Source organism: Nocardia neocaledoniensis, assembly GCF_003182135.1.
In the GTDB taxonomy this organism is placed as follows: domain Bacteria; phylum Actinomycetota; class Actinomycetes; order Mycobacteriales; family Mycobacteriaceae; genus Nocardia; species Nocardia neocaledoniensis.
On the sequence record NZ_QGTL01000006.1, the window covers coordinates 286818 to 312007 of the forward strand.

A 25190-nucleotide genomic window follows, 5' to 3' on the forward strand; every position below is an offset into this window, starting at 1 on the left:
AAGTGCCAACTGGCTTTCGTCAGGCGAAATCCGGGCCGATTGCGGTGTCGTGGGTAGATCCGGGCGGTGCCGTGTCGGCCTCGGTGTCGTCGGGGGACTCGAAATCTGTGCCACCGTCGCTGAGTGCGGCATTCACGGCCTCCGCGATTCCCGGTTGCGGGTCGATGGCGTCAGCGGCGTCGGCTGACCGGTCATGCGCGCTCACCACGATGCTCGTGTGGGCCCTCACGATCGGGATCGTCTCCGATGCGGTGGCGTAGGCGACCGCCCCACCGGCGGTGGTGACCACTTCGTTCACCAGCTCACGCACGTCGTCTGCGAACGGTGCAGCGGTGTCGAAGGGTTCGGGACGTGTTGTGAGGGCGATCGGCCCGGTCCAGCCGGTCGGATCGCGGTATCCGAGGCGGGTCAGGATCTGCTCGCTGAGCGGGTTCGGCCCCTCCGCGTCCGGGACGTACCAGACCTGGGCCCGATCGGCCAGGGATAGTCGCATACGCAGCCGGTCGACCTCGAGCACATCCATCATGTCCTCGACATCACCTCGCCCGTAAATGGCTGTGCGGCCGATTTGTAGGACGACGAAATCAGCTGGTTCGTTCATCGAATTTCCTCGTATTAAGTCGGGGAGGTGGTGTACTCGTTGCGCAGGCAATACAATGTGCCCTCCAATGGATTCGACCTTTGGGAAACGATTTCGAGGCGCCGATACGCCACCCGGACCTGCACCGAACTCGCGCGCCAACAAATAGGCGCCGGTGAGTTGCGAGGGTGCCGCGAATCTTCGGACGGGTACTCATCGCGGGTTCACCGACCCGCCGGAGGTTCGGCCGAGGTTGTCGAAGCGCCGGTTGGTGTTGTGGACCTCGGAGTCGCGTTCGGTGGGGGTGAACACCATCCGGAATGGGATGCCGGGCTGGTCGGCTTCCCCGGTCTTGAGCAGGTAACACCCGGTGCCCGGCGGAGTTTCGCGTCGCGTGGTGTCCAGATCGTCGTCGCTGGGTGGGCGTGGCGCCGCCCAGGAGGTCACCAGCAGTTTCTCGGTGTCGGTCATCCCCGCCACCGCGGCGATCCGGTTCGCTTCCTCGGGCCCGACCGGGCCGATGATCTTCGCCCGGGCCCGTTCGAAGAAGCCGAGCGCTTTTGCCTGTGCGGCAGGGGAATCGAAGGCGGCGAGGTCTTTGATGGTGTGCGAGCACATGATCAGCCCCGTCGCCAGGCCGCGGTTGAGCCGGGTCAGTGCGTCGACGCGGTCGACCATGAATTCGCCGACGCCGAGCACCCGCCAGATCTCATCCATCACCACCTCGAAGGTCCGGGCGGGGGCCAGCCCTGCGTCGGCGAGGGCGTGGGCGGCGGCGACCGCGCCGAAGCCGTCGGACCAGCAGGTCATCAGGACTGCGGCCAGTAGTTTGGTGTCGCCTTCGGGGATGCGGGAGATGTCGATGCAGATCGCGGGACTCGACAAATCCAACCGGGTCGCGGTGGGGCCGTTGAAGATCGCCCCGAACGGGCCTTCGACCAAGGCCCGCATCGATCGGCGCAACGGTTTCGTCGCGGCCCGGTAGGCGAGGTCGTTGTCTTCTTCGGCGAACGCCCGCAGCCGCTCCCCGCCCGCGGAGATCACCGCCAGCAGGTCTTCCAGCAGCGGCGGGTTCTGGTGGGTGAAGCCACCGGCGGGGCTGTAGAGCTCGCGCAGACCGGCGGCGAGTAGCACTTCCTCGTAGTCTTCGACCCGGGCACCGCGCACCAGCTCGATCAGTCCGGCGACGATGTTGATCTGACCGGCTTCGACCCGCGCCATGACCTGACGTCGCTGATCAGCATCGGTCAGTGCGGCGATGACGGCGCCGAGGGCGCCGACGTCGAGGGGGTTGATGGTGCCGTGGCCGTAACCGACATCGACGACTTGCCCGCCGAGGCGCTCGACCAGGTCGCGGTACTCGCCTTTGGTGTCGCCCATGCACAGCACGGTCTCCCCCGCCGCGACCGCGCCCGTCATGATGCGCCGGATCAGCGAGGACTTGCCGAACCCGTTGAGCGCCAACACGAACGCGATCGGCGCGGTGATGAACCCCCGCAGAAACCACGACATCGGATCGAAATGCACCGGGGCACCAGTGATGTAGTGACTACCCACGGGCACCCCCGCGGTCGGAGCGCTCGCCCCGACACAGAATGGCCACAACCCGGCCACCTGTACCGTCGTGGCACGCCACTCCGGGGTGCGGGGCACCACCGACGCCCGACCACCCCCAGCACCGGCGTAGCCGCGGTCGGTCAACACCGGCGCGATCAGATCGAACCCGTCCCCAGCAGCACCCTCGCGGCGCCGTGCTGCGGTCGCGCGGCGATGATCGTCACTGGACAACAGCATCCGTGCCCGCCGACCCCGCAACCCGGCCTGCGTGGCCGCGAGCTCGACTTCGGCACGACGGGTTCCGCTCAAAACCCGGATGCCCTCGATCACTTCGGTTCTCGCGGGCTTGTCTCGGCCGGGCGACCCGTTTGTGTGCCCGGTCATCCGGAGACCCGTTCGGAGATGGAAGCATGCTCGGGCAGGACCAGCCCGATGCCGAGGGAGGCGGCGAAGCCGGCGGCTTGGTAGCCGTAGCAGCGGCGCACCGTCAACCGCGATGCCGCCGCCATTCCTTTGACCGAGGCCTCGATGCCGGGCAGGTCCGCGTCGAGGTGATCGGTTACCGTCACCAGCACCCCGAACCGGGTCAACCCGGCCCCACGGGCTTGTTCCTCCCGGGCGGCGGAGGTGTTGCCGACCCGGATGCGGGCCGCCGCTGAGGAGATGCCGCGTTCGGTTTGTTCGGCGGCGACCGCGTCGCGGAAGTCGGAATCGACCAGGGAGGTCGCTTCCGCTGCCGAATGCAGGCGGTAGACGATCGCGACCCGTTTACGTGGCACGTCCGGGCGCGGCCGTAGCAGTTCCTCGAGGACGGTTTCCATCACCGCGCCGCGGGGTGCGCCGTCCATTTCCCAGGTGATCGAACGGGCACCGTCGTGGACGTAGTGATCCCACCGGTCCTGATGGGCCAGTGGGCCGACCGAGTCCCACGACTGCGACTCCACGATCCGCGCCCCCGCCGCCTCCACATCACGCTGCGAAGCGAGGTCGAATCGACTTCGCACCAACCCCAGCACCTCCCAGGCTTGCAGGGGTGTGGCGGGCAGGCCGGCGCGGGCGAGCTGGGACAACACCGATTGCAGGCGTTGCCCGATCTCCCGGGCCTGCTCGGCCTGATCACGGCGGATACGGCCTTTGCCGATCGCCCGGTAGGTGATCGCGACGCGCGCTTCGATCCGCACCCCGACCCCGCCGCTGTCGGCGGCGGCTTCGGTCATCACCGCCTTGGCGAAATCTGGGGCGGTCGGGCGGACCAGCCGGGTGACTTCCCGGGTTTGCTTCAACCGGGTCTCCACGACGTTGTCCAGCACCGCGGTCACCGCGACCACTTCCCCACCACGGCTTTGCGAGGCCAGGAATTGGCCGTATCCCTCGACCCAGGAATCGATCTGGGCTTGGTCGACGAGTTCTTTGCCGCGCGGGATCACCCGCACGATCACCGTGTAGTGATCGCTACGCCGGATATGCAGCATCGCGAACCGCTTCCCACCCGGCGTCTCGTACTCGGTCAACCGCGAATCAGCTGCCAAGCCAGGCAGTTTCGCCAACCCCGGCAGGCGGGAGAACCGCCCCGACCGGTAGGTCAGCTCGCCACGAGAACGCGCCCGCGCGAACTGAACCCGCAACAGCACCAGTTCCCACCCGGTGCGCCCGTGGCGGGTCACCGCCAGCGGGACGAACACCACGGCCGACCCGGCCAGGACCACCCCGGCAACTTCGAGGGAGCGGGTGATCATGAACGACACCATCACCGCGATCACCAAACCGAGCCCCAGTAACGAAACACCCCACGTCAAGCCGAAGAACCCAGCCGAGCGCGGCTGCTCCCAGCGCCCATACATGCGTGTGCTCATCGCCGGACCTCCCCAGGACCCAGCGAATCCGGATCCAACTGGCCCGACGATTCCGGGACAGCATGTTGAGCGGTTGACGCGATGCCTTGCAGCGCACCGACAGCGAGCTGGGCTCCCAACAACGCCGCACCAGCAGGCCCCGCACCCGCCGCGCCCGTGGCCGCGGCACTGCCCGACCCACCGGCACCAGAAGCTGAGGCGCGGCCAGCGCTCGAACCACCTCCGCCTGCCGACGCGGACCTCGGCGCACCACCGCCCGGTGAGGGCGCGGATCCTCCGGGTGGCGAGCCTGAATTCGCCGCCATCGGTCTCGCCCCACCTGCGCCGCCCGACTGGGAGGAAGAGCCTCTTGCGCTCGACGAGCCTGCCGAGTTACCAGAGCTTTCGGCCTCCGACATCTTCCGGGCTTGTGATCCCTTGCTGCCGACCGCCGACATCGCGATACCGGCACCTGCACCGGCCAACGCGGATGCCGCTCCTCCGCCGCCCCCGAGGGTGGCTACAGCCGGTGCGATCAACCGGATCAGCGCGGGGAGCACGATGACGCTCATCAGCATCAAGATCAGGCCGAGCAGCATCAGTTGTGGATCGGTTTGTTCTTCGGCGCCGACGACGGTGAAGGCGATCGCATAGACCAGGGCCCCGACCGGCTTCCACAGGACGAACGCCAGCGACCACGCCAGCAGGCGCTTGTAGGCCTGCGAGCCGACCGAGGACCCGGATGCGGCGGCAGCCAAGGGAATCACCGCGACGACCACGACCAGCAACGCCTGCCGGACCACCAGCATTACCAACTGGACCAGCATGCTGATCACGCCGAGCAGACCGACGAGGAGAAGAATCCCGGGCCCGAGAGTGGCCGTGGTGTCGCGGTCGAGGATCCGGCCGATGGCGTTCTCGAAGTCTCCGCGCGTAGCGTCGAAAATCACCCAGTTGGCGAACTGGTCACCGGCATTGGTGCCTACGGTGATGAGCGTCGCGAAGGTCATCGACGCGAAGATGGCACGAGCGAGCATGAGGAAGCTCTCCTGTGCCTCTCCCGCCAGGCCACCGCGCTTGGCCAGGGCCAGCCGTGCCGCCGCGAGCATGATGCCCGCGGTCAAGAGCACCACTTGCAGGCCCACGGTGTAGTCCCTGATTTGAGTAAGAACAGGAGCAGGTTGCCCAGCCGAGGAAGACAATTGGGGCGATGGAAACGTGGTCCACCACGTCATCCCCATTTGCAGAAGCGTCGTCAACGCTGAAAGCAGGATGTTGACAAGCCCATCGACCACGGAGTCACCCGCTAGGTCTGCGGCGACGCCGCCGAGCTGGCATGCCTCCCGGACTCCCGGAAGCACAGTGCAGGCGACATCGGGGACCTGCGTTCGGGCTGGTCCTGCCGCCAGCGGGGCCGCAGCGTCGAGAAAACTGTTCATGATCGGGCCTTCCAATCACCGAACCCGGTCATCGATGCGGTCGGAGTTGCTGGGCGCCATAGGCTTTCGATGTCGTCGGGGACCCGGACGCGCCAGTCGTCCTCGACCCAGACCATCGGCCAGGTCGCGATGGCGTATCCGGTCGTGGACCGGACCGCGAGCTGCACCACGGCCAAGTCGTCGCGGTAGCCCGGTTGAATCCGCACACCTTCAGGGACGGTCACGTAGCGCGCTGCACCCGGGGTGTCTGCCCGTGAGCGCGCGAACCGGTCGATCAACGCCTGTTCGCCGCCGTAGAAGCGCTCGCGCACGACCTCTCGCCAGATCGGGTCCGGCGCGGCATAGACCCGCCCGACCGCATCCAACGCCGCCAGCGCGGCACCTTGCGGTGTGCGCGCGAACCCCTGGGCAACACCGGCATCGATGCGGGCAGGGCCGTCGCTCCCCGAGACGGGGACCGCCGCGCCGTCCCAGATGCGCTGCCACTGCAACCGCGCAGGTGGTGCGCTCAAGTAGTCCGGCCGTGCCGGGTCGACACGGTCCTGGGCGCTTTGCGGCAACGCTGCACCGGCTTCCTCGGCAGGGACTTCGAGGCGGTTGCCGAACATGTCGACCGTCGGCGGACGTGGTGCTGACGATGTCGTTGATGGCACAGCGGTCGTCGAGCCCTGTCCGCTCTTGGCAGGGGGTTGGGTGGTGTCGGTCTGGTCGTCGCTGGTGACGGTCAGGACGAATACGGTGATCACGACAGCGGTGATGATGCTGAGTAGCAGGACGAGGGTTCGAGTGGCACGCATCAGCTGGTCCTCAGGGTCTCGGCAGGGCGACCATGTCGGTCGGGACGGAATCGACTGCGGTGACCGGGCTTTCGGTCACCGTGTCGGGCAGGCGCAGCCGCCACCCGTCGGCGGCCCAGATGACGGTGGCGGAGTTGCGAGTGGTCGAGTTGTCCGGATACAGGGAGTAGGTCTGGATCTGGGCTTCGGTGTCGGTGTAGGTGGTGACGAGGTAGCCGAGGATCGTGGGCACCGTGTCGGTGGCCGGGGTGGTGATCGAGACCTGGGCGCGTGCTGTGGCCCAGGCATCGCGGCCTCGGGTGGGGGCGATCATGCGGTGCCCGACCGCGGCCCATTGGTTGTCGGGTGCGACCGACATGCGCACGGTCGTGTGGATCGCGGCCAGCGCGGCCCCGGCCGGGGACCGGTCGAAATCGGTGGCGGTCGCGCCGTCGATCACGCGGGGGCCTTGCACCGCCACCGGCAGGTCAATGCCTTGGTAGGGCCGCCAGCTCAGCCCCGTAGGGGCCACCGCTTCTACAGTGGTGGGCGGCCGATCGTTGTCGGCGAGGTCGGCGCCGCCACAGCCCGCGGCGGTGATGCCGGTGAGGACGAGGGCGAGCCAGGTGATCATCGTCGGGTTGGTGGGTGCCGAAAGTTTGTGGGGCATAGAGGTGTCCTGTGATGTCAGGTGGTGGGGAGGATGGCGATGGCCAGGGCGCTGGCCATGCCGAGGAGGGCGGCGGCGGCGAGGGATCCGATGAATCCTTCGATCGCTTCTTCGCGGTAGATCCGGACGGCGAGTTGGCCGCCGACGAAGATCGCGCGCGCCACGCACAGCAGCAGCACGAACCAGGCCAGCCAGTTCAACAGCTGTGTCAGGGGCGCCAAGACCGGCGCGGGCAGCGGTGCGGCGATCACCAGTGGCCTCCGAACCGGTCAGCGTCGCGGGCCACCCGGATCGCGGAGGACACTGCTGCGGCGGGCAGCCAGGGGAAGGTTCGGGCCAGGTCATGGCCGGCGTCGCGCAGGCTGCTCAGTTCGGCCCACACCGTCTCCGCGAGTTCCGTGACCCGTCCGTAGCACGCGACTGGGTCTGCGTGCCCGGCCACGATCCAGGTGGGTGTCGCGCGCAACAGGTCTTCGACCACCGCGAGGTCGGCTTCGCATCGCCGATACGCCCGCAGGGTGTGGCGGGCGGCCTCGAGTTCGGCGTCGGTGTGGAGGTGGTGTTCGCCCAGGGCTGTGCAGAGTTCGTGGATGAGACGTCGACCGGCCCGGCGGGCCGCCCCCGTGGGGTGTGCGGTGAGGGCTTTGTCGTGATCGGGTAGTTCTGTCACCGGGGCGATCGCGACGATCGCGTCGATGCGGGCGGGGCCGCGTCGGTGGTGGTAGAGCCATTCCTGGATGACGATCGCGGCCAGTGAATGCACGACCAGCACCACGCGACCGTCAGCCTGGGAGATGACGGTGTCCAGGTCTTCGACGAGTTGGGCCATCCCGGCAGGTCCGGGGTGCAGCGGCAGGTCGTTGCCGTGGCCACGCTGCTCGTACACGAGCTGGGCGACCTCGGCGCGGAAATGCCGGTCGATCAGCGTGATCATCGGCGCGAAATGGCTTGCGTCGGCGAGCGGTCCGGGCAGGTAGACGACAGTCAGCGCGGCATCGAGGCTTCCGAACCGGGTTCCGGTCAGCGCGGTGCCGTCGGCGGCGCTAATGGTCACAGCGCGTGAATCAGTTGCGGTGCCGCAGGTTTCGTGACGGTACTGGGGTGCCTGCATCAGGAGCCTCCGGTGACGGCGGCGTTCATGATGGCGCCGGCGGAGGTGGCGATGATGCCGCCGACCATGGCCGCGAACACGATCTTGGGGGATTCGACCGCGCCGCCGTGCCAGCGTTCCCACCCGAACTTGCCCCCGGCATAGATCAGGGCCGCGACCCCGGCCAGGATGACCAGCCAGGACAGGTAGCCGACCAGGTTGGTCAGCTTGTCCCCGCCCGGCGGGACGGTCGGGTTGATCTTGATCTCTTGGGCCAGCACCGTCACGCTGTCGCCCACGACGGATAGAACCGACATCGTCATTTCTCCGAATCGTGTTGGTCGATAGGGGTTTTGGTCGTGCGGGCGAGGGCGTCGATGAGCTCGCTGCCGACGTGATGGACATCCAGCGGCACCGCTTCGGTCAGGCGGGCGCGCCGTTGCGGGGCGGGGTCGAAGGGGCTGAACTCGGCGAGTTCGCTGAGTTCGCGTTCGATGAGCTCGTCATGCCAGCCGATCTCCCACACGTGTTCGGCCAGGTCTTGCACCACCGCGCGGTAGCGGCGCACCGGTGCCGGGACTCGGCCCGGGCGGGCGGCACTGAGCACGACGCCGACGACCTCGACGCCTTCGGGTGCTGCTCCGGCGTGCCATTCCCGCAACCGGTCCGCGCAAGCGATCAGCCCTGGCAGGCACAACCGTGCCGCCACAACGACACGTTGGGTGGTCTGTGGCGAGCCCGGCCAGGACTGTTCGCAGTCCGCAGCGGGCGCCCACCACCGCGCCAGCGTCGAGGTCCCTGCTCCCCCGTGAGCGCCGACGATCGCGACCGCCGGTGGGTGCGCTCGGGTCGTCGGCAGCGGTTCTACGCGGATACCGGCCGCGCGGCGTGGCAGGGTCACCGTCACCGGGTCCAACCGGCGGCCCCCGATCACGGCTAGGGGATGCTGCTGGAGGGTCGATGCGGGCATCAGCTGCCTCGCTTCTGGATGTTGGTGATAACCAACCCGGCTGGCGGTGTGGCGGCGACGTTGATCACCTGCAGGTAGTCGAAACGGCGGCCGTCGGGGTGCAGTTCCACCAGGTGGACCTCGGCGGTGTTCTCCGCGATGGGGGTGATGCCGACGCAGTGGGTGGTGCCGGCCGGCAGCGCGGTGATCGCGGCGGCCAGCGGTTCGAGCGTGATTCCGGCCTGGGGGGTCACCAAGCGCAGCGCGTCCTCAGCGCTGCGTGTGACGTAGTAGGCGTATTCGAACGCCGCGATCACACCGGCCAGAGTCGTGGTGTCCCCGGCCCCGGCTGTCACGGTTTGTGCGGTCAGTCCGGTACAGGCTCGCGCGGTTGCGGCGACTGTCGAGGTGGGAGTGATCGAGGTCGTGGGTGTTGCGGAGGCGGCGGGGTCGGTGTGGTCGCTGCCCGCCATGTCCACCGCGACCGCAGCGACCGCGCCGGTGAGGATCCCAGCGGCGGCGCCGAGCGCGACGATGCGCGACCGGCGCGGTCGTGTGGCTCGGCGGTGGACGTGCTCGCCGAGCAGCCGTGGCTCCTCTGGATCGGGTTGTGGAGTTACTGGTTTGTTGAGCCAGTCGAGGCCGTGGCTTCGGCTCAGGTCGTCGGTGGGCATGGTGTTCACCTCCTCGCTCGGTCAGGTGGTTCGGTTGGTGGTCGGGCCCTTCGGAGCACGCCGCTGGGAAGAGCCACTGATCAGGGGGAAGGAACCAGGGCCCGTCGTGCTCCGAAGGGGTCTAGGGGTGCGCCATCGGTGGACTGGTCGTCGCCGATAGCGAACCGGTCTGTGTGACAGTCGGTTTCGCAGTGGTGGACGAGTGCGTCGGTTGTTCCGTTGGAGACGGCGTCGCGGCGCTGAGGTCGCGGGCGATCGCGGTGAACCACGCCGTCGTCGCGGCCAGCGGGGTGTCACCGCCGGTGGTAACCGAGACGGTGCTGTAGCTGCTGCGTCGCCCGGTAGCGTCGCTGTATTGGGCGGTCGCGGAGGTGGTGTAGAGGTCTTGCGGGTCGGTGATGGTGGAGGTGATCGCCTCGAAGGCGTCGTTGACCCAGGTACTGATCGACTGCGGCGGCACCAGACCCACGACGGCATCGGCAACTTTCGTGCCGAGCACCGCGACCGCGGCGGCAGGGTTCGACAGACCCACAGCGGCGAGTTCGGCGATCGTCGCCGCGGTGAACACTTTCTGGGCCACCGAGACCACGGCGTTCAGCCCGATCGTGCCGATCTTGAACAGTGCAGACAGTGCGTCGGACTCCGTCGGTGTGGTGGCTGTCGGTGAGGAAGCGGCGGCGATGCGCTGGCCGAGGGTTCGGTTCGGTGTGTAGGACAGTTGATCCAGGCTGGTGCCGGTGAGGTCGTCGTTGACGACCCCGACCGCGGTGGTGAACGCGGTCGAGGCCAGTGCTTGGGCGACCGTGGCTATCGCGGCGACCGGGTCCTTGCCCTCGGCTTGGCCGGTGATGTTGGTGACCGCGGTCCGCAACGGGCTCCCGGACTGAACATCGCACGTCGCGTCACCGGCCACACACAGATCAGCCACCCGACCGACCAGGGCCCCGTAATTTGTCGGGGTGGCAGCGGCGGCGATCCCCGCCCCGGACAATCCGATGTTGGTGAGCTCGATCTTGGCCACCTCGGTCCCAGCGGTACCGGGCGCCGCGGACGGGACCGCAGCGTTGTCGGTGCCAGGTAGGGCCCCGGCCGCTGCCCGGCGCGCAGGGTTGGCCAGCAGCGCCACCGCGGCGACCTTGTCGGCCGGGACCCGCGACTGACCGTTCCCGGCCTTCTCCGCGAAGGTTGTTGCTGCGGCAGCGCCTTGGGCGTATCCCGCGACCGCGATCTGAGTCGATGAGCATCGGTCGATGACCTCTGCGGCGCGTTGTTCGATCTGCTCGGCCGCTGCAGTGACCGCGGCGGGATAGTTCGTCGAGTCCACCTCGGCGCCGACAACGATGTAGGACCGCTCGATCACCGCGCCCACCGCGGCACCCAACCGGCCGAACGCTTGACCCAGCACCCCGGTGTCACCGGTGTCGACAGAGGTCGATGCGCCTTCCTCGCCGCTCTGGACACCCAGCACGTACAACGCCGGGCAGGCAGCGGCGGCGGGTTCACGCGAGGTCGTCGTCGGCGCCGGCACACTGGTGGTTTCGGCCAAGGCGGGGGCGGTCCCGATGACCATCACGGTCAGCCAGGTGGCCACGATCGCGAGCGCTCGGCGCCCGGTAGTGCTGTGGTTCATCGGTTTGCTTCCGGTCGTTGGCGAGTGGTGGTGCCTGCCCGCACCGGAGGGGGTGGTGCGGGCAGGCGGTCAGATGGTCAGTTGGTCGGGTTCAGGCCTTGATGGCGCGGCGGTCGCGCGAATCCGGTGCGCAGGGCGGTGAGGACGTCGGGGACGCCAAGGTCGGCCGCCCCGAGGTGGGTGACGTCGAATTCCGACCAGGACACCGCCACGTCGCGGGAGCTGTACTCGGCGAACAGAGCGCGGCCGGACTCGATCGGCACCAGCCCGTCGAGCAACCCGTGATACAGGTGAATCGGAACCAACGGTGTTGAGGTGCCAAGGTTTTCGTGGGTGAGGATGTAGTGCCAGACCGGGTCGTTCCAAGGGTCCGGACGCTCGCACCAGGCCGCCAGCGGCGAGAGGAACTCCACCAGCAACGCGTCCAGGTCGGCCTCCGACGCCGCCCGAACCGCCCGGACACCGACATCGGTGAGCAGGTGATCGACCGGCAGATGCGCATACGCGCGCGCCAACCCGACCATCCCCGCGAACGCCAACCCCGACCACGGCCCACCGTCGAGGGTCTCGATGAGTGCGCCGGGATCGCGGATCACCGCACCGGCCGCCACAGCGCGCAGGTCGAGGTCCGGGGCGTAGGCGGGCTGGTATTCGGCGGCCGCGGCGGCGACACGGCCACCGTCGGCGTAACCCCACACAGCAACCGGTGCTTGGAGTTTCGGCTCGTCGGACTGAGAGTTGATCGCGCGTGCCAGGTCCAGCGCTGCGTGGGCGCCGGCCTTCTTGGCCAGCCAATGATGCGGGCCGAGCCCATGGATGCCCAGGCCCACCCCGTCGGGGACCGCGACCCGCCAACCCTGCACGAGAGCGGCGGCGATACTGCTGGTGTCGGGTTCGTTCCCGTCGACCAGCAACTGCGAAGGCGCGCAGCGGCCACCCAGGCCGTGAAAGGGCGGGCAGTACACGACCACCGGCGTCCCCGAGATCGCGCTCTCGGACGCCACGGCCGGTTCCAGCACGATGCCCGAGGCGGGCACCGCGATTCCGAAGGTGGTCTTGGTCGTGTAGACCACTTGCCAGGCGCGCCGCAGGCCAGCGATGTGGGGCACCATGACCTCGCGGGTACGCAGGACCTGCCCGGGGCTGTCGAACCCGATCGCGGTGTTCGCACGGAAGGGGTCCGCAGTGGCGCCGGTTGTCCCGTTGCCGGTCATGACCGTGATCCCGCGATGTCGTGGGCCAACGCCGTCATCCAGGCGATGCCCGAGTTCAACTGTCCGGTCAGGGCGTAGCCGTTGTGGCGTCCGACCGTGTCGGCGAACCGCAGCCACGTCACCGGGTTGATCAGCTCGGTGTTCTCGGCAGCAAGCTGCCCCCACGCGGCAGAGAGTTGGGCGAGCAATCTGGGCAACAGCACCAGCGGGTTCGCCGCGACCGTCGCGACGATCTCGTTCCACCGTGCCGTCGCGGCACCGGGATCCGGAACTGGTGTGCGGGGGTCACCGGCATCGACGAGCCGCTGCCCCAAACCCGCTTGGGGCGCGTAGTCGACAGTGCCTTCACCGAGGTGGAAGTCGTGGAGTACCACGGTGTTCCAGGCCTCGCCGAGCGCCGAGGAGAACGCGTTGCCCAGCGTGGACAGGCCTGCGGCGGGATTGGTCAGATCCGCCTGGGCGAAGAGCTGCGCACCCAACCGCAGTACCGAGGCCTGGCCGGGGGCAGAGCAGGCGAGGTCGCCGTCGCTGCAGATATCGGCAACCCGCCCGACGAGGGCTCCGTAGCCTTCGCCGGTGGTCGCGATCCCCGCCCCGCCCGCCGGGGCCGCGAGGACCTGCACGGCCGAGACCGCCGCACCGGAAGTACCGGGTGCGGGATCGGGCACGGTCTGGCCCGGCCGACCGGGAAAGACCGGTTCGAGTTCGCCACGATCCGGGTTGGCATACAACGCGATCCCCGCCACACGATCAGCGGGGACCGGCCCGTGACCCGCGCCGACATCGCGGGCGAAGCTCGCCATCGCCTGGGCGCCCTGGCTGTAACCGACACCGGCGAGCATCGTGTCCGGGCACGCCTCGACCACTTGCAACGCGGCCGCGTCGAGGTTGGCCCGCGCACCCGAAACCGAAGACACATACGGGTCAGAGCCCCCACCAGGGACGATGCCGCCGAACCCCGCGTCGTAGCCGATGTAGGCGCGCTGTACGAGGGCAGGCACCGCACCCACAACCGGCCCGATCAACGATCCGACGACTCCGGTGTCCGCGAGCGGGTCGGCGGTCGGTGAGGATTGCCCGGTGCCCTGAACACCGAGAATGAACAGGGCTGGGCACCCGTTGATCGGCACCGCGACCGCGGGAGCCGCCGGTGCGACCGTGGTGAACAGCGCTGCCCCCACCGTCGCGGCAGCAACGGCCGCGACACGTCGTGTGCTACCGGTGGTCATTGACCGACTCCGACGCCGGCACCGAATCCCGCACCGATCGTTCCACCGACCGCCGCACCGACAGCACCAGCCGGTACCCCAAGGATCGCCGCGCCCGCGGCAGCTCCGGCGGCAGCACCCAGGGCGGTACCCGCCACTCCGCTGGTGACTTGCCCGATGATGGGAACCGGGATGACGATGCCGACGGCGGCCCCAGCTATTCCACCGACTGTGCCGCCGATCAGCCCTCCGGCTACCGCGCCCACCGCAGCCGCGGGGGCGCCGAGCACGGTCGCACCGGCCGCGCCGCCTACAGCGGCACCGCCCAGGGTCGCGCCGCTGACACGGTCGGAGCGCCCGGCCGGGATACCGACCGAGTCCAGTGCTGTCGCGATCTGCGCCTCGGCACCGGCGGCGGTGTTGTTGATGGTGTCGCGGACTTCCACCGGAAGCCAGTCCGGGCTCGGCGTCTGCCACTCACCGATCCGGATCGTGTTCTCCGGCGGCACGATCGGCGCGACCGGCTCCACCGCAACGGGCAGATGCAGTTCCTCGATCCGTACCGGTTCCACCGGCTCATCGACCTCGGGGGCGGGACGGGCCTGTCCGGTGCGAATCTGTTGGGGCTGTTCGTAATACACCGGCGGCGACGGCTCCGGTGCCGGTTCGGGGGCCGGTTCGACGGGAGGCGGCGGAGCGGGCGTTTCGGTACCGGGTTGGGCCGGGCTGGTCACACCTCCTTGGTCGGCCACGGTGGCCGCGGGTGGGCTCGCGTGGGCCGTGGCCGGGGCCGACACGGCAACCGCGACAGGAATGGCGGCGGCCAGCAGCAGGGCGCTACCGCGGCGAGTCAACCGGGCGCCGAGGTGAGGTTGTTCGGCGTTCGAGTAGGTGGTCGAGGGGGATTCAGGCATGACGGAGAGACCCTTTCTCGATGAAGGGTTGAGATGCAGGAAGTGCCGCTGACGTTGCGCGGCAAATGAATTCGAGCCGCCCGCTTGGAGAGGCCCGGCCGGGCGGGCGGCCGCCTGGCCGGGGTACCTCTACGGGGCGGGTCTCACAGCAGGTGCAGGGCCAGGTTGAGCACGTTGCCGGCCAGCGCCAGGCCGTTGCTGAGCAGCGCCAGCCCGGCGTTGATGTAGCTGGCGATCACGATGGGATCCACAGGATGTCCTTTCTCGAATGCATGGAGTGGCTTGCACTTTCCATCCAAGCCACGAAATCCCTTGGGCCGCTAGGTTCTTAACTGATCGAGTTTTGATAGATCACAAAATGATCAGTTAAGGAAGAGCGGCCTGTGCAGCAGATTCGCTTTGACGCATCAAGAAATGTTTCTTACCGCGCAACAGAATTCGCCTTCCGCAGCGGTCCCATCGTCACCGGGTAGCCTTACCTATGAGGTTGTCATGAACATGCCTGTCCACGATTCGGGCAGCTGCGGGCTAACTTGCCGCCCGAAACGCCCTCTGGTAGACCTGGTCTCGTCACGAAGTCGAAATACTCCGTTCAAACCACTCAATCTGTGACTTCCGTCACTACCTCCCGGGGGGGAGATGCAATGAACGACCGAATTTCACGACCCCACAAGGGACGTCAACGTCGACGTGCTCCCAACCGACCACGGGTCTCGATCCCCGACCTCGGTACCACCATCGGATGGATTCGAGACGATCTCGGGCTCACCCAGACCCAGGCAGCCGCAGAGCTCAACCTCAGCGCCGTTCACCTGGGGCGTTTCGAACGCGGCGATTCCAAGCCGCCTTCCGACACGCTCGAGAAGATCATTATCGGCTTGCGCGTGGACAGAGCCATGGCTTCACACCTTCGTGAGCTCGCCGCCCCCGCGATCACGCTGGCGCCACCCGATGCCTTGCGCAGGTATGTCCGAGCCGAGAAGTCGCTCATGCTCAACCTCGACCTGTTCCAATCCCGCGCCATACCAGCGGCCTTCATCGACCCGTTCTGGAATGTGCTGGCGCGCAACGACTTGTTCGCCGAGGTCTTTCCCGGTATCGACGACACCAGCTCGATCGCGGTGTGGATGTTGAGTGAGCAGGGCAAGAGCGTGGTCGTCGACTCCGAATCCGAAGGCTCCTGGACGGTTGCGATGCTGAAATCCGCCCTGGGCCGTCACCGGAGCTCAGCTCAGGCCGCAGAGCTCGTTTCCGTTCTGACACCGATCAGCGACGCTCGGCGACTGTGGGCAGCCAGCGTGAGCGTCTCCTATGGTCGCGATTCACGGTGCCTGTTGCACGCCTACGATGCCGACCGCAAGCCGGTGTCCTACCTGCTGTCAATGACCGACGGGCTGCTCGCCCACCACGTCCAGCTCATCACAGTCACGCCAGAAGTGGCGTGTCCGCGGCCCGAACTCAACTAGCCACCAGCAACATCCGCCTGGTGCAGCGGCGACACTACCGCCGCTGCACCAGGCGGATCTTGTGATCGGTCACAGAGGCGAAGTCGTCGGGCTGTGCGCGAGAGTCGGCACCAATTTCGCAGCGCTAGCAGAAAATTGGTGGCGAACTTCCACAATTTCAGGTTTCCTGGAGACGGGAAGAGTCATTGATCGGGCCGAAAGGTGCCCGATGCAATTCCACGAAAGCACTACCCATCTCCCTCTGCTCCCTCTGCGCGAGCGTTTTCTCGCGGTGCTATCGGGAGTCATCGCAGCCCCTCACCGCGGGCAGTTTTGGCCCACGGACAGGTGCGCGCGTGGCCGCGATTCGAGCACTCTCCCTTCCGATTCACACAGCCTTCGGGACTGCGCGTTCCACCGCCTCCCGAAGAGGAATGCGAGTTTTCTCCGCGATTGCCCCGCACCTCTGAGGTACGGCGGCCTGCACCGCGCACCGCTGATCGATGTCCACTACGACCAGCGACGCACCGATGCGTGACGATCCTTCGACCCCGAACCCGACCCCGGCGCCGCTGCGTCGGTGGGTCAACACGAGAACTGCCGCCGAGCACCTCGGCGTCCACCCAGAAGTGCTGCGGCGCTGGGCCCGCCAACCAGGCCAGCACACCTGGCTGCCCAAACCTATCCGAGTTGGGAGGGAATTCCGTTGGGACATAGACGAACTCGAATCCGCCCTGGCGAACTCGGGCGGCGAGCCACCCGAGCACGACGGTGAGCCGGGGTAGACCACCGAGGCCTCTCGGGGTACCCGGCAAACCGATGCTCACCGAGATCGCCCCCGGCCATTGGAAGGCACGCATCTATATTCGTGACACCTCGGGCCGCCGCCGCGAGGTCGCCCGATTCTCCCCGATCAAGCTCAGCGCTCAAGGCCGACCGCTACCCGACCGCACCGGCCAGCGCGCTCTCGACGCGGTGATGGCCGCCGCCGTCGACATCCGTGTCGATCTCGATGACGAGCTGTCGGACTCGATCACCATCAAGCAGCTGTGGGACCACTACCGCGACCACCTGGTTTCCCTCGGTCGCGCTGAGGGCACCCTCAGCCGCTACGACGAGGCCGCCAAGACCTTCGACAGTGCCTTCGGCGGCAGACGACTCTTCGAGGTCAACACCGCGACGGTGGAAGCCTTCCTCAAGGACGTGGGCCACGCCCGAGGCCCGTCGAACATGCGCACCGCACGCAACGTGCTCTCCGGCATGTTCCGGTTCGCGTGCGCAAGGACAGCCCTCGCTGTGAACCCGGTGCGCGAAGCTCGGATGGCCGAGAACGTCGAAGCCAAGGGTCGCACCGGCGGCGCGGGTGATCTCACCGTCGACGAGCTGCGCTTCATCCTGTCCTCGGTGCGCACCTCGCAGATCCCGTGTCCACGCAAGCTGTCCAAGGCCGAACGCGAGCGGGGCACACCGGTCAAGGCCTACACCCCGCCCACGGTCGCCGCCTACTGCGAAGGCGCCGACCTCGCCGACGTCATCACCCTCTACGCCGCCACCGGGCTACGGCGCTCCCAGATGCTCGGGCTGGTCTGGTCCGACATCGACCTCGACGAAGCAACCCTGCACCCCGTCGGCAAAGTCATCCGGGTCGCCGCGCAGTTCTGCCGACTCCGCCGACGGTCTGCCTGGTCGTAGTCCGTTGCTGCTCGCCGCCGGATCCGCGAACTGGAAACCGAGCTCGCGATCATCCGCCACGCCGCGAAGTTCCTCGAGGAGGACACATCTGGCCCAAAGGCGGTTCTACCCGGTGATCGACAGCCTCGTCGCAGCCGGGGCACTGGTCGATATCGTCTTGGCGCAACCATTTCGACAAGGTGACTGGGTGGATGCCGAGCTCGATCGCGGTCTGCTTGGCGGGTTTGCCGGCTCGGACCAGAGCGATCGCCCGGGTCCGGAACTCGGTGGGGTAAGCGCGTGGCACGCGGGACAGCCTTTCGGTAGGGCTGTCAGTTAGCAACCCGAGCTGGAACCCAACCGGTGGGGCGGGTCACTCTGTCACCTGATCTTGCAGCAGTCCCGGCGCATCCCCGCGCGAGGGCGCTGCAGCAAGCGCACCTCCAGCCTGACGATTCGGCTTATCCCGCTGGCACCGGGAGCACTTGGATGACTCGCGCGGGGGCAGTTCGTCGGCGGCTCCGAAGATCGGGACGACGTGGTCGCGTTGCCCGCCTGTGCACACCTACGCTCGTTAAGCATGCCTGCGTTGTCACGGGCTGCCGATAACACGTAGCGGCATGGCGTAGGTCTCGCTGAGAAATCGTTCCACCGACCCTAAGAGCGCCCGCATATCGACACTCGCAGCAGCCCGAGACATTCCCGGCTGCACGATCGCGACCTGCACACACAGCTTCCGGAACCGGGCCTCGTCGACGATCTCTGCCAGCAGTCGCAGGTCACCGCGCACCATCCCGCTTCTCCCGTCGGACTGCCGGTTACCTTCGCGCCGAAGTAGCCGCCGCGTGAGGAGTTCCGGCATCGACTTCGCTCGATTCATCTTCATCGCCTGCCCGCACACGTCGTATAGATCGTCGATCCGCGCGCCCGGATCCGCCTTGCTGGAGTATTTGCAGTGCACCAGTAGCACTTCGAGCTGGTCGTCGAACCGACGCAGGAACACCAGGTCAGCGAGTTCACCGGCGCCATCGTCGTCTACGACGACCTCCCACTCGGCTTCGGCAGAGACGACCTCGAGCACCCGGTGCGCAATCGCGGTGGTGTCGGTGTCAGACTCGCGTGACTCACGTCGGAGGTTGATCCCGGTCCAGTCGAACACCTCGATCAGTTCAGTGGGATACAGATACTTCTCGCGGGTCGGACGTAGCAGCATCCCCTGCGGGAGCATGACCACGTCATCGGAGAAGCTCACCAGCAGACCCGTACTGGTCAGATATTCGGCCAGGCTCTGCGTCCCGCGTGCGCTCACGAACTCACCGTCGTCGGCGACTGGACGGATCGTCGGTGGCACTTGGGGGTCGAAGACGAACTCGAACTCAAGGCTCCACGTGGGGGTCACCACGTCGAAGCGAAGTGGGCCCTCGCAGTTCTGGACTGTTGGCCGGAACTCCGTGTCCAACAAGGCGTACTGCTCGCCGCGGTAGCCGAGCTTGCGCGCCTGGCTGGACGTGGTGACGAGGTCGTGTGGCCACTCGATCGCCAGTGGCACGTACTCGGGTCTGGCTGTGGCGGGCTCGGGGATAAAAAATCCTGACATCACCGACTCGAGCGATACCGACTCGTCCGTGATCGCCGGACCTACATCACGCACCCACCGAACCCACGTGTGGAGGTCGTCGGCTTGCGCGTGGCTCCACACCCGCCCTTTGCGGGATGCACCGAAGCTCACCGCGCGGCCGTCGGCGAACCCGTAGGCGAAGATGTTGGTCTTCATCTTCGTAGCGCCCTCACCTCGCCAGGCGTTGAGCACGTCCTGGCCGACATACATCGAGAACCGCCGATTGCGGCTGACCGAGTCCAGCAACCCGACATTGGTGGGGATACGACGCTTGACCTTGGCCAACACCCGGTAGACGGTCTCACCATTGACCAGTTTTGCCGCCGCTCCCCCGATGGCCTCGGCGATGTCCTCATGCATGGACTTGTTATTGGTCGAGTTGACGTAGAGGAAGCCGTTGCTGGTGTCGACGTGGACGACATGCAGGTGGTGGACGGGCTCATTGAAGCTGGCGAAGTCGCCCCAACGCACTGCCGTGACTTCGCAAGAAACCCACCACACGACCTTGTCTCGATGGTTGATGCCCAGCTGCGTGGTCAGAAGTCGGCCTTCGAACAGATCGTAGATCCGTTCAGGGTTCCATTCCAACGATTCGGCGTCTGCCTGGAAGGTCACCGCGCTCATCTTCGGATGGATGCTGCGCATAGCGACCTCGCGCGGCAGCGTGCTGAATGCCTCCTCGAACTCACTTCGCTCGCGTTCCGATCCAACACTGTGTTCGGTGAGGTCGCAGAGGACTTCGTTCCAGTCGGCGTCCTCGCCATAGAGCTTTCGCAGCCGCTCGTCAATACCGTTGACCTGCAAAGGCACGAAGGCAGAAGCGTCGCCCAGGGATTCGTCTCCGCGCCGGGTGAATCGACCGATGAACTGTAGGGTGACCGCAAGGCTCTGCTGCGGATCGTGGATGGCTGCGACCTTGAGCTTGGGCAGATCGAAGCCCTCACCCAGCATATTGACACACACCACGATCCGACTCGAACCGCTGTTGAGCATGTCGCGGCGCGCACGCTGGGTCGACGCTGCCAGACCGGTGTCGATCCGAACCGGCCCCAGATCCGGTGCCATCTCCTCGTACAACTTGATCACGGCTTTGGCACGCTCGACAGATGAGACGCGGGCCATGAGCAGATGATCCAGTCCTGCATCCATATCCGCGCGGAGTTGAGCAACCGCGGCTGCGGCTATGGCGCGGTCGGGATCAGCCAGATCGATGACGGAGTGGTAGTTGATTCGTGCGAAGTAGCCGTTCTTCTGAGCCAGCCGAAGCGGATAGGTGTACGCGATCCGCCCGCCGATATGACGACCGTCCTCGCGGTACGGCGTGGCAGTGAATTGAACGACTTCTCGGCCATTGAATAGGTCGGCGACCGTACGCCAGGTCCGGGCGGCCGTGTGATGCGCCTCGTCGAGAAACAACCGCCCACATCCCTCAGCCAGAGCATCACGCGCTTCGGCCGAGCATGCATGGAGCACTTGGGCCGTCGCGACGATGACGTTCGCGCTGCCGAGGAGCTGAAAAGCTTGTTCGGCGGTGTGGATCGCACGGGACAGCACGAGCACTGCCGGGCAGAAGAAGTCGCCGCTCACAGCACCGATAGCAGGCAGAACCCCCAAAGTTGTGAACTTGGCCGCGGCCTGAGTGCGAAGCGCATCCGAAGGGACTACCAGCATCGTGGTCGTAGGGGTGTGGCAGAACACGGCCAGCATCGTCTCGGTCTTGCCGGTCCCCGTCGGCATCACGACCACGATCGGGTCATCCTCTTCCGTCGAGCGATAGGCAAGTACCGCATGTAGCGCACCCAACTGAGGGGCACGCAGCCCCCTACATTCAGCTGAGTCGGCAATGAAAGCAAAGCGGTTCCGCAGGTGCGCCGCTACCACATGTGGCGGCTTCGGTTGATCACCGTGCGCGCCAGGCCCCTCCCGGAGCCACCACAGCTCGTTGCCTTCCACTGATCGCGTTCCGATTGCGCCCAGAACAATCTCCTATGTTGCCCCAAAGTAGCACTAGAGTTGCCGGCAACATGATCGGAAGCTGTTGCCGTGCTGGTGATCAAGCCTATCCGACCGGACCACGTCGACGGATCACGACTGCCGCGCCTCGCGCAGCGGACGGATTGCGGTGGCCATACTATCGCCACGAGCTTGCCATCACCGTCGGACCGTTCGGAGCGCGCCCTACCGAGGGACGCTTGAGCGCTATCGTCCAAGCGGCCTGGGTCGGCGAGTAGCTCGTGACCGCATCACGTGGCAGTCGAGTCGTCATTCTCCGGCGGCGGGCCCCTAGGAATCTGAGGAGATCATCGGGTCCACATAGCGCGGTCAGCAGTTCGGTGAGCACAGCCTAGTACTCGGTTGATTCAGTGCCGACGCCGATGGCAGGTGGTTGACGTTGCGAACGCGCAGGCCGATGGTTTGTTAGGCGCCTTCGTCACGCTTCGACGAAAGTTGCAAGGTCGCTTCACAGCGCCGAATATTCATTCGGCATCGCAAATACCACACTCCGATCTCCTGCAAGCGAGGCCGCGACAACTCGCTGCAGCTCGTCCGAGGTCGCACCGCTAGATCCGATCAAAGATGTGCGCACGAGAGAAATAAACGCGGCATTGTCCAAGCCGCGATCCCGGAGGATTCCGCCATCGACTACATGTCCACCGCGAGGCCCTCAAGTGGACGCCAAAAGAACGTCGACGAATTCTGTCGATATGTATGATCCCTTCATGAGTTGAGTCTTCGCGTCCAGCCCAGTGTCGTGCCGACAGAACTTGAAATAGGTCAACGACCGTCCGAGGCGATAGCTGTCATGGTCCGGTCCAGAATCCTCACCTTGGAGCTGACTACTTTCAACTTTTCGCATCCTGACCAACTGGTCTCGGAATTTCTTGTCCGGTCGAAATTTCCAGTTGGACGGATCAATTCGATTGCCCTGCCCAGCAGACATCATCTTGTACTGCACAAGGACATACGCTCGATAGTTAGGACTGTAGTACACGAGATCGGCGCCGACAGCCTGTTCAATCCCCAGCCGGTTCGCGTTGATCACGGTGAGTTGTCGCCCATCACGATTACTGAAGACCATCGCCGCCGCGTGGTCGGTTTCACGTCCGATCCAATCGAGCAGGTTCCGCGCATCCAGCCCAATGATCGAGTCCTCGTGTTGCCGGATCAGCGGCACCCCAGGTTCACGGCCACCCGAGCCCTGCGATTCAACCCGTCCCAGAAATGGTGTCGGGTCTCCACTGTCTACTGGGACGTACTGCAAATCCGCCAAGCTGTCGACTACTCCAGATATCTTCATTGCCGATATCGTTGCATCGCGCTCTTGCGCAAGAATATTGGACACGTGACTAGATTCCGGCTCCCGCACAGTAGCTTGGACGACACTCTTGGTACCGACACGATCCGTGTCGTCGCAAGCGGCCAGCAGAGCGGACAAAAACCCACCGCTATCCCAACTCCTGAGGCGAACAACTCGCTCTCCCGATACCAACTCCTGCCGAAGATTCACATACTTTGTGTCGGCAAGGAGTTCGTCCAGCCGTATCGGATTACGAAGTACAGCAACAGGACTAACCGTGTGCCGCCAGTCGACCTGACTCACCCTTCTGCCCGATTTCGTCTGACCGACGGCGACCACCACCAACCCGGACGTCTCGACTGACCGAAGTGAACGACTCGCGAACGAGGTCTGATACAGACTCTCCAGCTCGGCGACGAAGACCGTCAGCACTGCCCCTTGTTCGACAATCGCCCGGTCGGCATCCAACAGCTCAATTGCTATCTTTCGACGGCCTTCATCGATGAGACTCCATGCCCACTTCCGCGTTTCAGCATCATCCAGTCGGAGGATCGAGACCATAACATGAGGCTAGTCGGTGTCCCCCGCTAGCGCGGAATCCCAAGCGCGCAGCATCATGGCAGCTCCGGGGAGACACGGTGCGCCAACCAGGCGATCAACCCCGTCGAATGTCACCTGTCGGCCCGACAGCCCCGCCGCGTTGCCCGACCCCCGAAAGAACACTGGCTCGCTGCCCGCTAGGGCACACTCGGTGCGGCCGCACCCGAACCGCAGCCGCCCGCCTCGGCGTCCACACTGAAGTGCTGCGCCGCTGGGGCCAGCCAACAAGGCACGCTCACATGACTACCCAACAATCCAGGGTCAGCCATACTCAGGTCCGATCGAGTTCGAGCGACCTTCCGGATCGCTAGTTGGGCATCCAATCCAGGTTGGTCGAAGTCGCGCTGTCCATGCTCGGCAGCCTCCCCACCCGCGGTGAACAACGGCACCGGCGGCTCGTGTCCTTGCGCCTGTTCGAACGTGCGCAGGCCGATCCGCGACTGAATCAGCGCCAGTCGCAACGCCAATAACTCACCACCGCCGTGGCAGCCCACCCACCCGGCACACATCCTCCGTACACGTGAGCCCGCGTCTGTCTGGTGACACTGGAACAGATGAGGCGCCTGCACACCCATGTCGCCGGCATAGGCACGCAACTTCTCGTACTCGACGAGCTCCCACACCCCGCTGGGGACATCGCGTCGGTACGGACAACTCACACACGGCCGCGGCGCCGGCGGGCCCATCTCGTCCTGCCCGACCGTGTCTCCGGTTTCCACGATTAACCCTCACTGCACAGAAGCCCGGCCACAAACTACCCGTGACCCCTACAAGCGGCCCCGAGTACACCCCGACCAGTGAGGACGCCAACCACAGCGCGACAGTCTGACCGCCATGACGGCATTCGGGTTCAACTGTAAGTCGAGCACGGACGGCATTCGCTGCGTGCATTCGCAGACAGGCCATGGGTTTCGCACGTCACCGACGTCGAACGATGCTTTCTGGGCATACCTGCGCATGCACGTCGAGCGACATCGACAGTTTCGGTGCTGGCGGCGCCAGGCGCCGAGTCGGCGAGGCTTTGCGTCGGGAGGCAGTCGAGACATGTTCCACCGAGGGGTCCGTGCCTACCCACATACATCCGCCGCGCAGCCGGGTCCGCGTTTACACCCTTGCGGAAACACGTCGACCGGGAAGCACTGCAGGTGACAGCACAATCCGAGATCCCTTCGGGGACAACATATTGTGGATCCTGCGCTGACAGGGCTTGCACGAACAGCTCTCCCACACGGCCAAGATCGGCGACATCGCCGTGAGCATCAGCAGTTGCCGTCGAAACCAACCTCTGACCCGAGGACATTTGCTAGCCTCGCGGTTCCAGCGATCCCAGAGTTACTCTTAGCCAACGCAATCGATATTCAGTGATGAGGGTAGATGCCACACCACAGCGCACCGTTTTGGCGCCGACTCACCGCCCGCCTGATCGACCTCATAGTCTGCTTGTCGCTAACCTTCCTCCTTGCTGTCCCCGCAACCCCGCTCATTCTCGTCGCCGTCGCGATTGTCGGCGAGAAGCACAAAGATAGCGTCTACACTGTGGCAGCGTGGGCGTGCTACTTCACCGCCTACATCGGTCTCGAAGTGTTCATGCTGGTGCGTCGCGACGGCCAAACCATCGGCAAGGGACTTCTCGGCCTACGCGTCATCCCCGCCGACCCCTGGGCTCGCCCCCGCCTCGAATCAGGTCCCGCCGCATGGCGCATGTTGATCATCTTCCTGCCGTTCTTCTTCACGTCAGTCTCCGGCAGCTACCCTGAGTCCGCGACCCTCAATATCGTTGCGTTGATTGCCTTCGGCTCATTTCTGGTCAGCTGCGTCCTGGCCCTCATCCCCGCCAACGACCGTCGAGCCATCCACGACCTCACCATCGGCACTCGTGTGATCCGGGCTCCCAAACGTAAGGTTGAACTAAAAAAAGATCTGATGATGGCACTTCCCGGTCGCATCGACTTCGAAAAACACAACCCACCCGTCCGCGATGCAGGTTGATGGCGCTGCACATGTAATGACTCGCAGTGGGTCATG

The 25190-nt window shown here is 66.0% G+C and carries 23 protein-coding genes; 4 read left to right on the top strand and 19 right to left on the bottom strand.

All coding sequences use genetic code 11. The annotated features are described in order from the left end of the window. Window positions 1-19 precede the first annotated feature (19 nt). The 15 genes from DFR69_RS18870 to DFR69_RS18940 all read right to left on the bottom strand — a co-directional run bounded on the left by DFR69_RS18870 (window position 20) and on the right by DFR69_RS18940 (window position 14533). Entirely contained in the window at window positions 20-601 is a 582-nt protein-coding gene (locus tag DFR69_RS18870; protein ID WP_146229338.1) for a hypothetical protein, read from the bottom strand. 192 nt (window positions 602-793) lie between these two features. Further along, on the bottom strand, window positions 794-2107 hold the full coding sequence (locus DFR69_RS18875; RefSeq protein WP_244198348.1) for a hypothetical protein: 1314 nt from the start codon (window positions 2105-2107) through the stop codon (window positions 794-796). Window positions 2108-2517: 410 nt separating this feature from the next. Further along, window positions 2518-3990 carry an SCO6880 family protein gene (locus tag DFR69_RS18880; RefSeq protein WP_110038901.1) on the bottom strand — a complete coding sequence of 491 codons (1473 nt, stop codon included), beginning with the start codon at window positions 3988-3990 and terminating at the stop codon, window positions 2518-2520. Continuing rightward, window positions 3987-5264 carry a hypothetical protein gene (locus DFR69_RS18885; protein ID WP_146229339.1) on the bottom strand — a complete coding sequence of 426 codons (1278 nt, stop codon included), beginning with the start codon at window positions 5262-5264 and terminating at the stop codon, window positions 3987-3989. The genes DFR69_RS18880 and DFR69_RS18885 overlap by 4 nt, the downstream gene beginning before the upstream one ends. 140 nt (window positions 5265-5404) lie before the next feature. Further along, window positions 5405-6205, bottom strand: a complete 801-nt coding sequence (locus tag DFR69_RS18890) for a DUF8175 domain-containg protein (protein ID WP_110038903.1) — start codon at window positions 6203-6205, stop codon at window positions 5405-5407. A 10-nt stretch (window positions 6206-6215) separates the two neighbouring features. Further along, window positions 6216-6854, bottom strand: coding sequence for a DUF8175 domain-containg protein (locus tag DFR69_RS18895; RefSeq protein ID WP_146229340.1), 639 nt, complete (start codon window positions 6852-6854; stop codon window positions 6216-6218). A 17-nt stretch (window positions 6855-6871) separates the two neighbouring features. Next, window positions 6872-7105: a hypothetical protein gene (locus DFR69_RS18900; protein ID WP_110038905.1), complete on the bottom strand. Its 234-nt coding sequence runs from the start codon at window positions 7103-7105 to the stop codon at window positions 6872-6874. Continuing rightward, window positions 7102-7908 (bottom strand): alpha/beta fold hydrolase, encoded by an 807-nt coding sequence (locus DFR69_RS18905; RefSeq protein WP_167456323.1) that lies wholly within the window; start codon window positions 7906-7908, stop codon window positions 7102-7104. Before DFR69_RS18905 ends, DFR69_RS18900 begins: the two co-directional genes overlap by 4 nt. Window positions 7909-7964: 56 nt before the next feature. Beyond that, entirely contained in the window at window positions 7965-8261 is a 297-nt protein-coding gene (locus DFR69_RS18910) for a hypothetical protein (protein WP_067641759.1), read from the bottom strand. 2 nt (window positions 8262-8263) lie between these two features. Then, entirely contained in the window at window positions 8264-8914 is a 651-nt protein-coding gene (locus tag DFR69_RS34030; RefSeq protein WP_146229341.1) for a hypothetical protein, read from the bottom strand. Then, window positions 8914-9567, bottom strand: coding sequence for a DUF8176 domain-containing protein (locus DFR69_RS18920; RefSeq protein ID WP_146229342.1), 654 nt, complete (start codon window positions 9565-9567; stop codon window positions 8914-8916). Before DFR69_RS18920 ends, DFR69_RS34030 begins: the two co-directional genes overlap by 1 nt. 121 nt (window positions 9568-9688) lie before the next feature. Next, window positions 9689-11197 carry a cutinase family protein gene (locus tag DFR69_RS18925; protein ID WP_110038909.1) on the bottom strand — a complete coding sequence of 503 codons (1509 nt, stop codon included), beginning with the start codon at window positions 11195-11197 and terminating at the stop codon, window positions 9689-9691. Between the two features lie 77 nt (window positions 11198-11274). Continuing rightward, a complete protein-coding gene (locus tag DFR69_RS18930; RefSeq protein ID WP_110038910.1) occupies window positions 11275-12411 on the bottom strand; it encodes a lipase family protein in 1137 nt (378 codons plus the stop codon). Next, on the bottom strand, window positions 12408-13640 hold the full coding sequence (locus tag DFR69_RS18935) for a cutinase family protein (protein WP_110038911.1): 1233 nt from the start codon (window positions 13638-13640) through the stop codon (window positions 12408-12410). The genes DFR69_RS18930 and DFR69_RS18935 overlap by 4 nt, the downstream gene beginning before the upstream one ends. Then, entirely contained in the window at window positions 13637-14533 is an 897-nt protein-coding gene (locus DFR69_RS18940) for a hypothetical protein (RefSeq protein WP_110038912.1), read from the bottom strand. The genes DFR69_RS18935 and DFR69_RS18940 overlap by 4 nt, the downstream gene beginning before the upstream one ends. Window positions 14534-15177: 644 nt before the next feature. Between DFR69_RS18940 and DFR69_RS18945 the strand changes: the two genes are divergently transcribed. From DFR69_RS18945 to DFR69_RS18950, 3 genes are all read left to right on the top strand, one after another. Beyond that, window positions 15178-15999: a helix-turn-helix domain-containing protein gene (locus DFR69_RS18945; RefSeq protein ID WP_110038913.1), complete on the top strand. Its 822-nt coding sequence runs from the start codon at window positions 15178-15180 to the stop codon at window positions 15997-15999. A 509-nt stretch (window positions 16000-16508) separates the two neighbouring features. Beyond that, window positions 16509-16763, top strand: a complete 255-nt coding sequence (locus tag DFR69_RS34035) for a MerR family transcriptional regulator (protein ID WP_146229343.1) — start codon at window positions 16509-16511, stop codon at window positions 16761-16763. A gap of 34 nt (window positions 16764-16797) precedes the next feature. After that, window positions 16798-17670, top strand: a complete 873-nt coding sequence (locus tag DFR69_RS18950; protein WP_110038914.1) for a site-specific integrase — start codon at window positions 16798-16800, stop codon at window positions 17668-17670. A gap of 49 nt (window positions 17671-17719) precedes the next feature. Here the strand turns inward: DFR69_RS18950 and DFR69_RS35770 are convergent, their stop codons facing one another. The 4 genes from DFR69_RS35770 to DFR69_RS35295 form a co-directional block, all read right to left on the bottom strand. Next, complete coding sequence (locus DFR69_RS35770; protein ID WP_373866987.1) at window positions 17720-17956, bottom strand: transposase; 237 nt, start codon at window positions 17954-17956, stop codon at window positions 17720-17722. Window positions 17957-18241: 285 nt separating this feature from the next. Beyond that, window positions 18242-21220, bottom strand: coding sequence for a DEAD/DEAH box helicase (locus DFR69_RS18960; protein ID WP_110038915.1), 2979 nt, complete (start codon window positions 21218-21220; stop codon window positions 18242-18244). Window positions 21221-21932: 712 nt separating this feature from the next. Beyond that, on the bottom strand, window positions 21933-23126 hold the full coding sequence (locus DFR69_RS34040) for a hypothetical protein (protein ID WP_146229344.1): 1194 nt from the start codon (window positions 23124-23126) through the stop codon (window positions 21933-21935). Window positions 23127-23302: 176 nt separating this feature from the next. Then, window positions 23303-23851, bottom strand: coding sequence for a DUF6283 family protein (locus tag DFR69_RS35295; protein WP_222596483.1), 549 nt, complete (start codon window positions 23849-23851; stop codon window positions 23303-23305). 688 nt (window positions 23852-24539) lie between these two features. Between DFR69_RS35295 and DFR69_RS18970 the strand changes: the two genes are divergently transcribed. Continuing rightward, complete coding sequence (locus DFR69_RS18970; RefSeq protein WP_110038916.1) at window positions 24540-25154, top strand: RDD family protein; 615 nt, start codon at window positions 24540-24542, stop codon at window positions 25152-25154. The last annotated feature ends 36 nt before the right edge of the window (window positions 25155-25190 follow it).